Here is a 14,468-nt window from a genome sequence, read left to right on the forward strand (position 1 = left end):
TGCCACGTTCCTTGTATCCAACACAATTTTTCTTCGGTGTCAGGAAAGTGGCAAATCACGCCCCTATATATTCTATCCGTAGCTTTCGTGTCGCTTAATAACTTATTTAAACAACGATGAAAGCAACTGTTGCTTCTAATTCAAGACTGCAAAACAAATTGAACAGCCATACACCGGCTGCCCCGCTTCTCGGAAAGTTCTTATTTTTTAGGACCTTTATAATAAGGGTCGAACTCTATGATGATGGTCATTTTCTCCTTTATGGGGCGTTCGTTCTTCAGTGCGGGTGTCCATTTCGGCATACGTTCCACCAAGCGAACAGCCTCTTTACGGAAGTGTTCGGTGGCAGCAGCCATTACTTCGGCTTTCTTTTCGTCGGTTAGCTTATCGTATTTAGGACTGTTTGCCTTCAAGTCCGCAACGTTCAGAACGCGTGCACCTGTAACCGTTCCGTCCATTTCGATGCTGAACGACACTTCTACCTTAGCATCGATGCGCATCTTGCGCGTCTGCAAAGTATAGAGTTGATACTCTTTCAAGTATTGTTCCATAGCCTCGTTGCCACCCACGTAGGCAGGCATGACGTCGGCAGAGACATCTTCAATCGGGGTTTCAGCTCTTCCAAGGTGGCACGCAGCTTTTCTATCTCTACCGTACCCAACACTATTCTTCCGTTCGGGTCAATCAGATACATCGTTGGAATCCAATCTACGCGGTACAAGCGGTCTATTTTGGTTTCCTTTTTCCATTTCCGCAGTTCGCTCACCTGCGTCCAATTCATTTGATATTTGTCCCAATAAGTGTTTACCCAAGCCTCTTTGCTCGTATCGAACGATATACCGATGATGCGCACATTGTAGTCCATAAAGTCGCTCCAAAGCTGTTTCATCGCCGGAATGTCCTTTCTGCAATCAGGGCACCACGATGCCCAAAAGTCTAAAACAACGTAGTTGCCACGAAAATCACGGAGTTTTATGTCCTTTTCGTCAGCTGTACGCAGCGTGAAATCGGGTGCAACAGTGCCCGGCTTCAGTAGTTTTGTGGCATATTTGCTGTCTAAGTCTTGCGCCATAGCAGTGGCGAAAGTTGCCAAAAGAAGCATTGCCGATAGAATAATTCTTTTCATTTTATTTCTCTTTAATGTTTTTTTATCTGTCAGTTGGATTTTGCGCCTGCGCCCTTTTTATGTATTCTCTGTGTGAATGTTGCTTTTTCACCTCGATGGTCTGGTCGCAATATTCCACCACGGCAGGGCGATGGGTAATGAAAATTATGGTTTTGTTGTGTTTCGAGAGAATATTCTGCAAGAGTTCTCGCTCCGTATCGGGGTCGAGTGCCGATGTAGCCTCGTCGAAAAGCATTATACTGCGGTTGCGAAGCAAAGCACGTGCTATCGAAATGCGCTGTGCCTGCCCCTCGCTGAGCCCACCTCCCTGCTCTGCGCACTGCGTGTTGAGACCGTCGGGAAGGTCGAATACGAAGTCGGCACAACTTTGTTTCAGCACTTCTGTCATCTCTTCGTCGGTGGCATTTATCTTTCCAAGTCGCAGATTGTCGCGAATGGTTCCGCTCATAAGCGTGTTTCCTTGTGGCACATATACGAAGTTGGTGCGCAGAAGCGGACTTAATTCGCGGCTTTCTTTCTGATTGTAGATTTCCACTTTACCGCTATTGGGCTGTAAAAGTGCTAAAATCATACGCACAATGGTGGTTTTTCCCGACCCTGTTTCGCCCAAAATAGCCGTACAAGAGCCCGGGTAGAAGTCGTAGTAAAGGTGTTCTATGACGTTATCTTCCGAGTCTTCGTAAGCAAAAGCCACATCGGTGAAGCGCACACCGCACGGCGACGCCATTTCGATAGGCTCTCCCTGCTCCTCCAAAGGGTTTTCTTCCAACTCCATTAATCGTTCGGCGGCTGTGAAAACCGAAACAAATTGCGGTACAAGGTGTGTAAGCTGGCGTGCAGGACTTTGTATCCTGTTCACCAATTGCAGGAAAGCCGTCATGCCGCCAAAGGTCAATGTGCTCGCCGAAAGTCTGACAGCAGCCCAAGTAAAGGCGATAAGGTAGCCAATGGAAAAGCCTAAGTTGAGCACAAGATAAGAGAACACCGAGAATTTCGTGCGACGTACCACGTTGTTTCGCAGCACGCTCTGTGTGTCTTCCAACTTATCGACAGCCGCTCCGTCGCCTTCCAAGGTCTTTATAAGCATACGGTGCTGAATGGTTTCTTGCAGAATGCTTTGCACTTTCGAGTCTGACGTGCGCACTTCGCTCGTTAAATGGCGCATCTGCCTTACATAAATGCGGCTGAAAAGTATGAAAATGGGAATCATTATCACAATAACGATTGCCAAACGCCAATCCATTAAGAACAAATAACCGAATGCACCGACGAAGAGTGCTAAGGTTGAAAGCGAGTTGGGAATAACTTCGGTCAGGAAATTCACCACGTTTGCCACATCAATCTCCAATCGGTTCAGCACGTCGCCCGAATGATGGCTTTCCTTTCCGTTCCATTTAGAGCGCAAAATGCGGTCGAGCAACTTCTGCTGCATACGGTTTTGGGCTTTTATTCCTAAGATATTACGAATCCAAACCGATGCAATGTTCAAGGCAAAGCTGCACAATATGAGGGCACCCATAAGGAGTACGGCTATAATAATTCTGCCTTCAACTTCGTGCGATGCGACATCGATGGCGTGTTGCACAGCCCACACCGACGAAAGCGATACTACCACGCCTAAAAGTCCTACTATTGCATTGAGCACGGCTTGCAATCGGTTGCCCCGCCAAGCACGCCATAGCCATCTAAATATTTCTTTCGCACCGTATTTGGTCTTCGGAGTGTTGAAAAGTGCTTTAATCCTCATTTGCTTTCTTGATTCTATTGCCTCTGTTATTCGGCTCTGTTGCTTCCTTTTATTTCCGTAAATCGGCACCCCACATTAGCTTTGTACGCAGCGTAGAGAAGTAGCTGTGGGTGCGACGCTTTACTATTCGGATAACGAAAGGTGCTTTCCGAATGCTTAATACTGTACTTTCTTCTAACGTTTCAGAGCGTCCGTCGATAGCCACAAGGTAGTTATGGCTACGGCTTTCCACCTCAAAGCGTATTTCAACATCGTCGCTGAGCACGATAGGACGAATGTTTAAGCTGTGCGGTGCAACGGGTGTAAGGCTCAAGATGCCTCCTCGCGGAACGATGATAGGACCGCCGTTAGACAGCGAGTAAGCCGTAGAGCCGGTCGGTGTGCTTACAATTAAACCGTCAGCTTGGTACGTTACCAAGTATTCGCCGTCGATACTGGCATGTATTGTAATCATCGAAGCGTTGTCGCGCTTTAGTATGGATATATCGTTCAGGGCGTAAGGATAGGTTTCTATCGACCCGTTTTCCGATTCAATCTTGATAACCGAACGTTCGTCGATGTCGAAATTACCATTGTATATATCGTCTAAAGTCTCTTTAATCTCACTCGGCAGCACGTTGGCAAGAAAGCCCAAGCGTCCCATGTTTACACCAATAATTGGAATTTTCTTTGCTCCTACCTTGCCGGCAGCCCTCAAGAACGTACCGTCGCCGCCCAAAGAGATGGCATAATCGGTATGAAAGTCTTCCTCTTTAATCACTCCCGACACTTGCACCTTTTTGTTTAAAACCTTGCAAAGGTTCTCGTAGAAACGCTCTTCAATAAAGATTTGAGCTTCGCACTTGGTAAGATAGTCAAGCACTTCCCTTATACAAGCGGTTTCAAGTGCCTGCCTGTTACTGCCAAAAATAGCGAAACTAAGTTTCTTACCTGCCATAAATATTCTGTTTTAAATATGTTTCAGCCTTTAAATGCTGCCCATAATAAATCTTTTCTACGCTACTTTTTCGCCAAATTGTGAATTATATTGTATATTTGCATTTGGGTTTTTAAGCAGCGAAACGCATTGTTAAGCATCTTTATGGCAATTGTGCCAAAAAGTCTTAATCAATCGTTTTCTTTTGCAAAAATAACGAAATAAGTTGGAATGTTAAAGATTTAAACGAAAAATATATGGCAAAAGCATACGAATTTCTTGCTAATGGCTTTGAAGATATTGAGGCTTTAGCACCCGTAGACATTCTCCGCAGAGGAGGCGTTGAAGTGAAAACAGTAAGTATTTCCGACAGTTTAATGGTGGAATCGGCAAACGGAGTTACGGTAAAAGCCGACCTGTTGTTCGATGAAATAGACGATTTCTCAGATGCAGACATACTTATGTTGCCGGGCGGAATGCCCGGTGCGGCAAACCTAAACTTACACGAAGGTTTGCGTAAACTACTCGTTGAACAGAACGAAAAAGGCAAACGATTGGGCGCAATCTGTGCTGCACCAATGGTTTTAGGCTCTGTGGGCGTGCTCAAAGAAAAGTGCGCAACCTGCTATCCCGGTTTTGAAAAGCGACTGACAGGTGCTGAACACACCGGAGAACTTTGCACGATAGACGGCAACATAACCACAGGGAAAGGACCTGCGGCAGCGTTTCTCTATGGTTTTGCTATCTTGGAGCAACTCACTTCTGCAGCAACGGCACAAGAAGTAAAGGACGGAATGCTGGTTTCGGAACTAACAAAGTTTCAATAAACTATTCAGAAAACTTCATTAAACTATTTGGAAAGTTTTATTAAACTATCCGGAAAACTTCATTAAACAATGAATTACATCGTCATTGTAGCAGGCGGAAAGGGCTTACGAATGGGGAGCGAACTGCCCAAACAATTCCTTCCCATTGGTGGAAAGCCTGTGTTAATGCACACCATTGAGCGTTTTCACGAGTACGACAAGGCACTGAAAATAATCCTCGTACTGCCTAAAGACCAACAGAAAATGTGGCGGGAACTATGCGAAAAGCATACTTTCACCATCGCACATCAGATTGCCGACGGTGGTGCAACACGCTTCGAATCATCGAAAAGCGGTTTATCGCTGATTTCGGAAAGCGACGACGGACTTGTCGGATTTCACGATGGAGTGCGCCCTTTCGTATCTGTCGATACCATCAAGCGATGTTACGACGAGGCACAACGCACTTGTGCAGCCACGCCCGTGATGCCCATAGCCGACAGTTTGCGCATAATGGAACAGAACGGCAACTCAAAAAGCGTGGAACGTGCCAACTATCGCAGTGTACAAACGCCGCAGGTGTTCAACATTACGATGGTTAAAATGGCGTTTGCACAGCCTTTTCAAGAGTCGTTCACCGATGACGCCACCGTTATGGAGCAATTCGGCTGCAAGATTTCGTTAGTGGAAGGCAACCGAGAGAACATTAAAATAACAACACCGTTAGATTTAAAGCTGGCTGAAATACTCGTAAAAGAGAAATAAGCAAAAGCCTTCGGTATTGCCATCGAAGCACGGAAAGGACAACATAAGTCAGACATTGCAAAGAAAAAAACAAGTTCAAAGCAAAGAGAAAACAAGTTAAAAGAACCCAAATGGATATACTCCAACAAGACATAATGTACCTGACAGGGGTAGGACCGCGCCGCAGAGAGATTCTGAAAAAGGAACTCGGCATCTGTACTTACCGCGATTTGTTGGAATACTATCCATACAAATATGTAGACCGCACAAAGGTTTACCACATCTCGGAGCTTGTTCCCGATATGCCATTTGTGCAAATCAAGGGGCATATCCTTAGCTTTGAAGAGTTTGATATGGGGCGACGGAAGAAGCGTATCGTCGCCCACTTCACCGATGGGCACGGCGTTTGCGACCTCGTTTGGTTCAACGGAACGCAATATATCTACAAGAACTACTTCATAGGCAAGGAGTATGTGGTGTTCGGAAAGCCCTCTTTGTACAACCAACGCTTTCAATTCACACACCCGGACATAGACGACGCTTCGGAGTTGCAGCTCAACAACATGGGTATGCAGCCGTTTTACACGACCACCGAAAAGATGAAGAAGTCGGGAATGACGTCGCACGCCGTCGAAAAACTTACGAAAACGCTTATCGAAAAGTTGGCGACGCCATTGCCGGAAACCCTACCCGACTTCATTACACAACGCTTGCACCTTATCTCGCGCGACGAGGCGATGCGCAAAATCCACTATCCCAAATCGGTGGAAGATACGCAGCGAGCACAAATGCGCCTGAAGTTTGAAGAGCTTTTCTACGTTCAGTTGAATATATTAAGGTATGCCAGCGACCACCGCCGTAAGTATCGCGGCTACAATTTCAAAACCGTCGGCACACAGTTCAACTGGTTCTACTCGCACAACCTGCCATTCGAACTTACCAATGCACAAAAGCGGGTAATGAAAGAAATACGTGCCGACATGGGAAGCGGTCGGCAAATGAACCGTCTTTTACAAGGCGACGTTGGGTCGGGCAAGACCCTTGTTGCGCTTATGTCTATGCTCATAGCCATCGACAACGGTTATCAGGCTTGCCTGATGGCACCTACCGAAATACTTGCCGAACAGCATTTGCAGACTAAAAGACTTTTTGCGGGGTATGAACATACGCATAGAGCTGCTCACAGGCATCGTAAAGGGCAAGAAGCGCAAAGAAGTAATGGACGGACTCATCGACGGTTCCATTCACATTGCTGTGGGAACACACGCCATTATAGAAGATAAGGTGCAGTTCAACAACCTCGGCTTGGCTGTCATCGACGAGCAACACCGCTTCGGAGTGGCACAACGGGCAAAGCTATGGAGCAAGAACGAAAACCCACCGCACATTCTTGTAATGACTGCCACCCCCATTCCGCGCACCTTGGCAATGACCTTATACGGCGACTTAGATGTGAGTGTGATAGACGAACTGCCCCCCGGACGCAAACCGATACAAACCATTCATAAGTTCGACACGCAGACAACGAGTCTTTACGACGGCATTCGCAAGCAGATAAACTTAGGCAGACAGGTCTATATTGTGTTTCCTTTGATAAAGGAAAGCGAAAAGATAGACCTTAAAACCTTGAAAGCGGCTACGAAGCACTGAAGGAAGTCTTTCCCGAATATAAGATGAGCAAGATTCACGGCAAGATGAAAGACAAGGAAAAAGAAGCCGAAATGAAACTCTTCGTGGAAGGACAGACACAGATTCTCGTTTCCACCACCGTGATAGAAGTAGGTGTAAACGTACCGAATGCCAGTGTAATGGTAATCTTAGATGCGCAACGCTTTGGCTTGTCGCAGCTCCATCAGCTGCGTGGCAGAGTGGGTCGAGGTGCCGAACAAAGCTATTGCATATTGGTTACGAGCCAAAAACTGACCGCCGAAACGCGCAAGCGCATCGATATAATGTGCGATACGAACGACGGATTCGAGATTGCCGAAGCCGACTTGAAGCTCCGTGGTCCCGGCGACCTTGAAGGAACACAACAGAGCGGAATAGCTTTCGACCTGAAAATTGCCGATATTGCCCGCGACGGACAGTTGGTGCAGCTTGCCCGCGACGAGGCTAAAAAGATAATAGACAACGACCCAACCTGCTCGAAAAGTGAATATAACTTACTATGGAACAGGCTAAAAGAGTTAAGAAAAGCTAATATTAATTGGGCGGCTATTTCGTAAACACGCTTTTCAAAAAAGACTTGAAACGCCTAATATAAGGGGAGAAAACGTAAATATACAAATATATAACAAAGGCACTTCGCTGATTTTTAGATACAATAAAAACTGTTAAGAAAGAAAGGACTTTAGGAGAAATTACTTATCTTTGCAACGTTCTTAAATCATTTAGTTGGCCTTTTGTATTGTTCAACTATTTAAGAATAACACATTGGAAACCATAATGGTTGGTTCCAGTTTAATCATAACCGAAACAGAAATAAGGTAATAATGACTTTAAAGAAAATAGTAAGAACGTTAGGTTTATCGGCTTTGTTGGGTTTTGTAGCAACACCCGCGTGCGCACAAGACTTGATTGCACGCCAATCGCCCGTAGACCGACGCGCAAAAACTTTAGACACAATCGTTATTAATCGTTTGCAAGAGGTAGAAGAAATAGAAAATCCGGCTTCAATGCTTTACAGCGACTGGAGTACATCAAAGACTCATGCACAAGGATACCTACCCGATGCTTACAAAATCGACTTGCGTGGCTTCCACATGCCTACTCCAAGCCGAGTTGTTACCAGCAACTACGGTCGCCGTTGGGGACGTGTTCACAAAGGACTTGACATTAAAGTGTATATCGGCGACACCATACGTTCAGCTTTTTCGGGCAAGGTTCGCGTTGTAGGATACGATGCCAGAGGATACGGAAAATATGTTATCATACGCCACAACAACGGCTTGGAAACATACTACGGACACCTTTCAAAACAAATTGTCCACGCAAACCAAATTGTAAGAGCAGGCGAACCCATCGCACTCGGTGGCAATACAGGACGCTCTACAGGTTCTCACCTTCACTTTGAAACACGTTTGGCAGGCGTTGCCATTAATCCCGCACTGCTCTTCGATTTCCCTAATCAGGACGTAACGGGCGACTTCTACGTGTTCCGCAGACAGACAGTAGACAGCGAATCGGCACGCGCAACAGCACTTCGGGGCACTGCAGCAAGTCCGGGATATTCGCGCGAGAACATTCAAGGAACAGGACGCAGCAATACAACTTTCAACAACAATAACACAACCAACACCGATTTCTCTGCCCGTCGCAATTCGGTTGCACAGCAAACCAACAGCAACCAAATACTCTACCATAAGGTAACGGAAGGCGAAACACTCGAATCGATTGCGCGCCAGCACGGCATCAGCAAGGAACAGTTGTGCAAACTGAACCACTTGGGTGTATATACAAAGCTCGTACAAGGGCAGATTTTAAGATACAGCTAATTCTTTCTGAAACAGAAAAAGCAATAAAATACACAAGGGCGGAACTCTTTTACAGGGTTTCGCTCTTTTTTTTGCTCTTTCCGAATATACATCTTTCGGTGTATAAAGAACCTTTTATCCCCTACTTCATTTCGCCTTCACACATCTTTACACAGGCAAAAATAAGGCGAGAAAACTGTAAACATTATTCGCAATAATACATCTTGCCTGACTCGCTCGCTACCAATGCTTTGCAATACCTATTGTTTTGCAATGCAAAAGCGTAGGTTTTACAACGCAAAACCTACGCTTTCGCAACGTCAAAACGAAACTACCGTTTTTTCGATAAGTTTTTCTTTACAAAAAAGAGCGGTTTGTTCGCTTTAAACTGCAACAATAACTTGTGTTTCATTTGCCCAAATTTATTGTTCCAAAGCTTTGTATGAAATGGAGTAAGCATCGGGATTGGTCGATTCTTGAGGCTTCCCATTTTTACCTATTATGGTTACTTTACCCCCTCCCATACTTGCTGTTATAAAGGAAAATGGCGATTTGAATATGCGGGCGATGGTTTTGCTTGCTTCTTCTGCAGAGCATTTTTTCTCTCCTTCATAACGATATTCCAATATGGGAACATTCGTTTTTTCAAATCCTATTGCTTCCCAGATGTATTGCAATTCATTGTCTTGTATCTTTAATATTAAGCCCGGTAATCCTCCAAACTTATAAGGTCCGAAAGGTAGAGGTACTTCCGTGGAGAACCATGCTGTGTAATCTCTGCCGGCAAACGCCGTGGTAGCTTTGGAACAGGCATATCCAAGTATGGTATCGGTTTCTTCTGTGAAAGTCCAATCCATTTGCGGCACATCTTGCTGATACGTCAGAACACCGGTTTTTAATGGCATACGGTATTTAATATCTGCCTTTCTGCCTGCTTTTTCAAACACTAACTCTATTGGCAATGGCGTCCCTTGAATATTGGACAGTGCCGTAGCTCCACGTTTAGACTCTTCTGTGCAGAGCGAATCAAAGTGAAATATAATGTCGCTGAAATCTTTTACGTAGTTTCTGCCAATATATACATTGCGTACATCGTCAATATAAGTCTTGTCGGCAGGGTGGTTTTTGTATTTCAGATTGTACGTAATTTTATAGCGCGCCGTATCGATGGCAGTACTTTTTCGAAGCTCTTGCGGAAACGGCGTAGTAACTTGCGCCTGTGCTGTAAGCGAAACAAACATACAGACAATAATGGAAAGCTGTTTCATAATCTATATTTATTTATATTATTCTAAATCTTACTTTCAGCAAAACACTGCGGGGACGAATGTTATATATCGACCTTGACTCTGTGAGTGCCGATATATTGGAATATGAGTAGGTATCGCGATTGAACAGATTGTCGCATGACAGTATAAAGCTGAAACGCTTTATGGCATATTTTGCTTCGGCATTGAGTAAGAGAAAAGATTTATCGCCGCTATTGAATTTATTGTAATAGTGGTTCAAAGAAGTTGAAAACGTAATGTCGCCGGGCAGTGTGAAGTTTAAAGAAGCGGCGTTGTTCAGCGAGCACCACCAAGGTTGGCGTTGAAAACCTTGCTGCTTTGTGCTTGTCCAATAGTACTCTCCTTGATACGAAGTGGTAAGCCATTTGAATGGTGTAAGGCTTATATCAACATTTGTCGATATAGCATCGCCCGTATAACGAAGTAGTGAATTTTGCACCAATAGCGGATTGTCGTAATGCGAATAAGACAGCGATGATCCGATTTTCAGCCGTTTCCAATCGAATCCTTGGCTACCATGGATTTTCGTAATGAATGTATTGGCTTTCTCATTTGTGTGTTGGCTGATGGTGCGTTCAGCGATACCGTCATAATATGAACCATAAAGCACCTCCGGACACTGTCGATACAAAGAGAAGTCGATGCCTGCAAAACTCATCGAAATAATATTTTTGAATGAGTAGCCAAAAGTATAATATTGGTTTAATCCTTCGAACAAGCCTGTAACATCGTATGCCGAGAGCTGTCGGTACGAGGTTAGAATATTGTTGGTGTACAGATTTTCAATGACAGGAGTTGAGTATGAAATGTCGGATTTCAAGCTTAATTCGTGGCTTCCATTAATACGATAAGTAACATTTAGATGGGGTTCCAAGCGCAATCGAGACTTTTTTGTTGTTCGTTCCGTTGTAAAATCAGTCAGTTGGAAGTGCTTGTATCTTATCGGTAAATATAAAGAAGCGTATAGTTTGCCGATGTCGTATGTAGTTTCTGCACCAATTCCGGCATTGAAAAGGTTGAAGTTTAATTCGTTTCGGAAACTTGCAAGCGAACTGTTCAGCGCATTATGCTGAAAGTCTATCGTAGCGGAAGGACGCAAACTAATGTTGCCTTTTCTCCATGCAGAGAGCAAACTGAAGCTGTTTTCCGTTGAAAAGTTATGAACATTTACCTGCTGGTGTAATGTATTATCTACAATAATATTTGAGAAAAGATTAGGAAGAACCGTAAGATGGTGAGGTCGCTTTTCAAGATTAACGAGAGAAATGAATTCGTAACCCCGATATTCAGAGTTCCGATTGGTAAGATGCAGTTTATTAAGAATACGGTAGCAATCTATTTTTCCAAATTGTTCAATAGCTTTGTTGCCTGCCAGTATTCGGCTATCGGCATTGGTTTTACTCCAATCAAACTTCACTTGTTCTTTCAAATAGCGATGCTCGCTATTGCTGAGATAGGATACGTCGCCATACGCTTTTTGCTGTTTAGCCGTTCCTGCCATCGTCTCTTCAACCACATTCCGCAAACCGTCAGGAAGCATATTGCTCGTATTCGACCGGCTGCTGCGTTCGTCTTTGTCATAGAGATATGCTGCATTGATACCCAATTCTCCCGATTTACCAATCCGGTAAACATTGTTGAATGTCGCATTGTGGGAGTGATTGAAATAATAAAAACGTTTGTCTATGCCGGGAGCCGATGGCATTGTGATGCCGGAAATTGCATTTGTGCGTGAATAGTCGTTATCAAAAGAGTAGAGTTCCTGCGATAAGTCTTCGCCTGTGTTGTTCCCCTTATAAGTAGAAAGAAACTGACTGTTGCGTTTGAAATAGGTAGCAATGACACCATTGTTCCATAAGGTGTTGTTACCATAGCCATTTCCAAGCGTCGTAATTAAGTTGAATACGCCCTTTACGCCCTTTTTTAAGCGAATATTGATAGAGGCTTGTTCTTCGGGACGCAGCCCTTTCAGTGCTTTTATGTCTTGATGGCTTTCCAATACCTGCACCGTTCCTACATTTTTGGGGTCGATATTGTTCGTGGCTATATTATAATGTCCTTTCATTAAGTCAAGTCCCTCAATATAGAAGTTCTTGATAGGTTTACCTTGATAAGATATTTGTCCATTTTTTGCTACCGCAATGCCCGGCATTTTCTTCAGTACGTCAGCAATGGATTGGTCAGATGAGGAAAGAAAAGAAGCCACATTGTAATTAATGGTATCGCCCCGCGAATATACTTTTTTAGCCTTAACGGTAACTTCTCTTAATTCAATGGTCTTTGCATCTGCCACAATATTATGCTCTCCTGACCGATTCGGTATCTTCATGACAACAGGATTCATCTCTATTCTTGATACACGGAGCAGCAGACTGTCGCTGTTACAGCCAACAGTTATTTGGTACTTGCCCTGCTCATCGGTATATGCTGATGCGAGTATCTTGTTAGGCGATTGGGGATTTGCAACTATAATACCGGCAAAATCCATTACTTCGCCGGAAGTATTCTTTACGTTTCCCCAAAGTTTAGTTTGTGCTGTCTGACTATATAATGAACAAGGCACAAACAATAAGAATAACATATAAAGACACTTTCTTCCCATTTTTCTTATTTGCTTAGATTTCAACAGATTGTCTTTTTTGTATATCTGTAGACAAATATAGGGAAAAGCCACTACTATTCCAAAAATGTCTGCATCTTTTTCACAGAATTTGCGTTTTTTCAATTTTATTGTCTTTCTGCTTACTTGCGCGGCTAATGCTATAAGAAAATGTACGATGAATAACTTTCTTTTCTACCTTTTACCTAAACCGGAGTATGATTGCACGCTACCGGAGTAGCATTGTACCCTGCGACTACGAATTTATGCCGTAGCCAAACAGGGCAAAGTCGCCTTTCAGTGGGTCGTCGGGGAAAACTTTCAGCAAAGCATCGGTGAGCCGGCGGGCTACCGACATCGTTGCCGAAGAGGTGTTGAGCAGTTTCAAGTGGGTTGCTTGCTGCAATACGTGTGTGTCCAACGGAATTATAAGCGACCGCTTGTCGATGAAATCGTGCCATATTCCCAAATCGACGGGAGAGTCGTTGCGCACCAACCAACGCAGGAACATACAGATGCGCTTGCACGACGACGAAGTGTTCTTGGGCACAATGCCCACCACTTGTCGTTCGGCGAAAAAGGTGCACAGTGCTTCTACGGCAACGATGGCTTCTACTTTAGCGGTTGTTTCGCCGTTCTTCCGGCTTGCAAAATATTTTATATAGTCGGCAATGCTGCCATGACGGTTCAGCATTTCGGCAAGTGCAGAGAAGAATGCGTGCATGGTGTGGTTGGTGTAAAGGCGGTAGAAGCAAGCGGAATTGTCGGGAATATCGTTCCGAAACGCTTTCTTGGCAATCCACTCGTAGGGATTTCCTCCGGCACAATCGAGCAGGAACCGAATGCGCGGCATAAACACTTTGCGCGAACCGTAGCTTAAACACGCTGCAATGAAAGCCATTACTTCCTTGTTTTGCCTGCCATCTACTTGGTGCATGAACCACGATGGGTCGCCGTCAAGGAAGTTCTCGTTCTCGTATAGAGCAGCAAAAGCCACGAGTTTCTCTTTCGTGGCTTTGCTTATTCGTTGTGTTTGTTTCACAATTATGCTTTTATTCCGCCCCTAACTTCAAGATTTGTTCGGCGTGTTCCTTCACTTTGATTTGCTTTGGGGTGAAGATTTCTTCTATCACACCTTCTTCGTTTATAATAAATGTGGTGCGATAAGTGCCCATGTAGGTGCGTCCGTACATTTTCTTTTCGCCGTAAACACCGAACGTTTCGTTCAGTTTCTTGTCTACATCGGCTATCAATGGGAAAGGAAGATTGTATTTCTCGATAAACTTCTTGTGCGATTTCTCGTCCTGAACGCTCACACCGATTATGGCGTAACCGCGCTTCTGCATCAGCTCGTAGTTGTCGCGAAGGCTGCAAGCCTGCGATGTGCAGCCGGGCGTAGAGTCTTTCGGATAAAAATAAAGCACAATCTTCTTGCCTTTATAGTCGCTTAGTCTGATTTCTTTTCCGTCTTGGTCGGTTCCCAATATTTCGGGAGCCTTGTCGCCTATATTCATACTTTAATGTGTTTAAATTGTTTTATTGAGTTACTACTGTTGCAAAGTTAGTTATTATTTTTGTAATTATTCCGTTTCTCTTGCATAATCTATATAAACTTAAAGAGTTGTTATCGCAAAATCAATATAGAATTTATGCATTTTCAAATATCATTTTGCATAATTCGTCCGTACTGTTTTTACGGAACAATATTACCTTTTTTATGGAACGATACTACCTTTTTTGCAGAACGTATATACTATTCAGGAAAAAA

At 44.2% G+C, this 14,468-nt stretch carries 9 protein-coding genes and 2 pseudogenes; 4 read left to right on the top strand and 7 right to left on the bottom strand.

From position 1 onward, the window contains the following. Positions 1-200: 200 nt before the first annotated feature. The 3 genes and pseudogenes from JCM15124_RS14330 to JCM15124_RS11510 form a co-directional block, all read right to left on the bottom strand. Positions 201-1,126 (bottom strand): annotated as a pseudogene (locus tag JCM15124_RS14330) (redoxin domain-containing protein). 22 nt (positions 1,127-1,148) lie between these two features. Further along, positions 1,149-2,873: an ABC transporter ATP-binding protein gene (locus tag JCM15124_RS11505; RefSeq protein WP_024999516.1), complete on the bottom strand. Its 1,725-nt coding sequence runs from the start codon at positions 2,871-2,873 to the stop codon at positions 1,149-1,151. Between the two features lie 49 nt (positions 2,874-2,922). Next, on the bottom strand, positions 2,923-3,810 hold the full coding sequence (locus JCM15124_RS11510; protein WP_024999517.1) for an NAD kinase: 888 nt from the start codon (positions 3,808-3,810) through the stop codon (positions 2,923-2,925). A gap of 236 nt (positions 3,811-4,046) precedes the next feature. Here JCM15124_RS11510 and JCM15124_RS11515 point away from each other — a divergent pair, with 236 nt between their 5' ends. From JCM15124_RS11515 to JCM15124_RS11530, 4 genes and pseudogenes are all read left to right on the top strand, one after another. Then, a complete protein-coding gene (locus JCM15124_RS11515) occupies positions 4,047-4,616 on the top strand; it encodes a DJ-1 family glyoxalase III (RefSeq protein WP_024999518.1) in 570 nt (189 codons plus the stop codon). A 69-nt stretch (positions 4,617-4,685) separates the two neighbouring features. Beyond that, positions 4,686-5,360: a 2-C-methyl-D-erythritol 4-phosphate cytidylyltransferase gene (locus JCM15124_RS11520; RefSeq protein ID WP_024999519.1), complete on the top strand. Its 675-nt coding sequence runs from the start codon at positions 4,686-4,688 to the stop codon at positions 5,358-5,360. 110 nt (positions 5,361-5,470) lie between these two features. Beyond that, positions 5,471-7,564: pseudogene (recG, locus tag JCM15124_RS14335) on the top strand (ATP-dependent DNA helicase RecG). A gap of 267 nt (positions 7,565-7,831) precedes the next feature. Further along, positions 7,832-8,833: a peptidoglycan DD-metalloendopeptidase family protein gene (locus JCM15124_RS11530; protein ID WP_024999520.1), complete on the top strand. Its 1,002-nt coding sequence runs from the start codon at positions 7,832-7,834 to the stop codon at positions 8,831-8,833. A gap of 401 nt (positions 8,834-9,234) precedes the next feature. On the opposite strand, the gene JCM15124_RS11535 is transcribed toward JCM15124_RS11530, so the two are convergent. From JCM15124_RS11535 to bcp, 4 genes are all read right to left on the bottom strand, one after another. Beyond that, positions 9,235-10,080, bottom strand: coding sequence for a GLPGLI family protein (locus JCM15124_RS11535; protein ID WP_024999521.1), 846 nt, complete (start codon positions 10,078-10,080; stop codon positions 9,235-9,237). A 13-nt stretch (positions 10,081-10,093) separates the two neighbouring features. Further along, a complete protein-coding gene (locus JCM15124_RS11540; protein WP_232220179.1) occupies positions 10,094-12,682 on the bottom strand; it encodes a porin family protein in 2,589 nt (862 codons plus the stop codon). A 274-nt stretch (positions 12,683-12,956) separates the two neighbouring features. Further along, positions 12,957-13,742, bottom strand: a complete 786-nt coding sequence (locus JCM15124_RS11545) for a TIGR02757 family protein (RefSeq protein WP_024999523.1) — start codon at positions 13,740-13,742, stop codon at positions 12,957-12,959. Between the two features lie 10 nt (positions 13,743-13,752). Then, positions 13,753-14,214 (bottom strand): thioredoxin-dependent thiol peroxidase, encoded by a 462-nt coding sequence (gene bcp / locus JCM15124_RS11550; RefSeq protein ID WP_024999524.1) that lies wholly within the window; start codon positions 14,212-14,214, stop codon positions 13,753-13,755. Between the last annotated feature and the right edge of the window lie 254 nt (positions 14,215-14,468).

The organism is Prevotella falsenii DSM 22864 = JCM 15124 (assembly GCF_000613945.1).
GTDB classification, from domain to species: domain Bacteria; phylum Bacteroidota; class Bacteroidia; order Bacteroidales; family Bacteroidaceae; genus Prevotella; species Prevotella falsenii.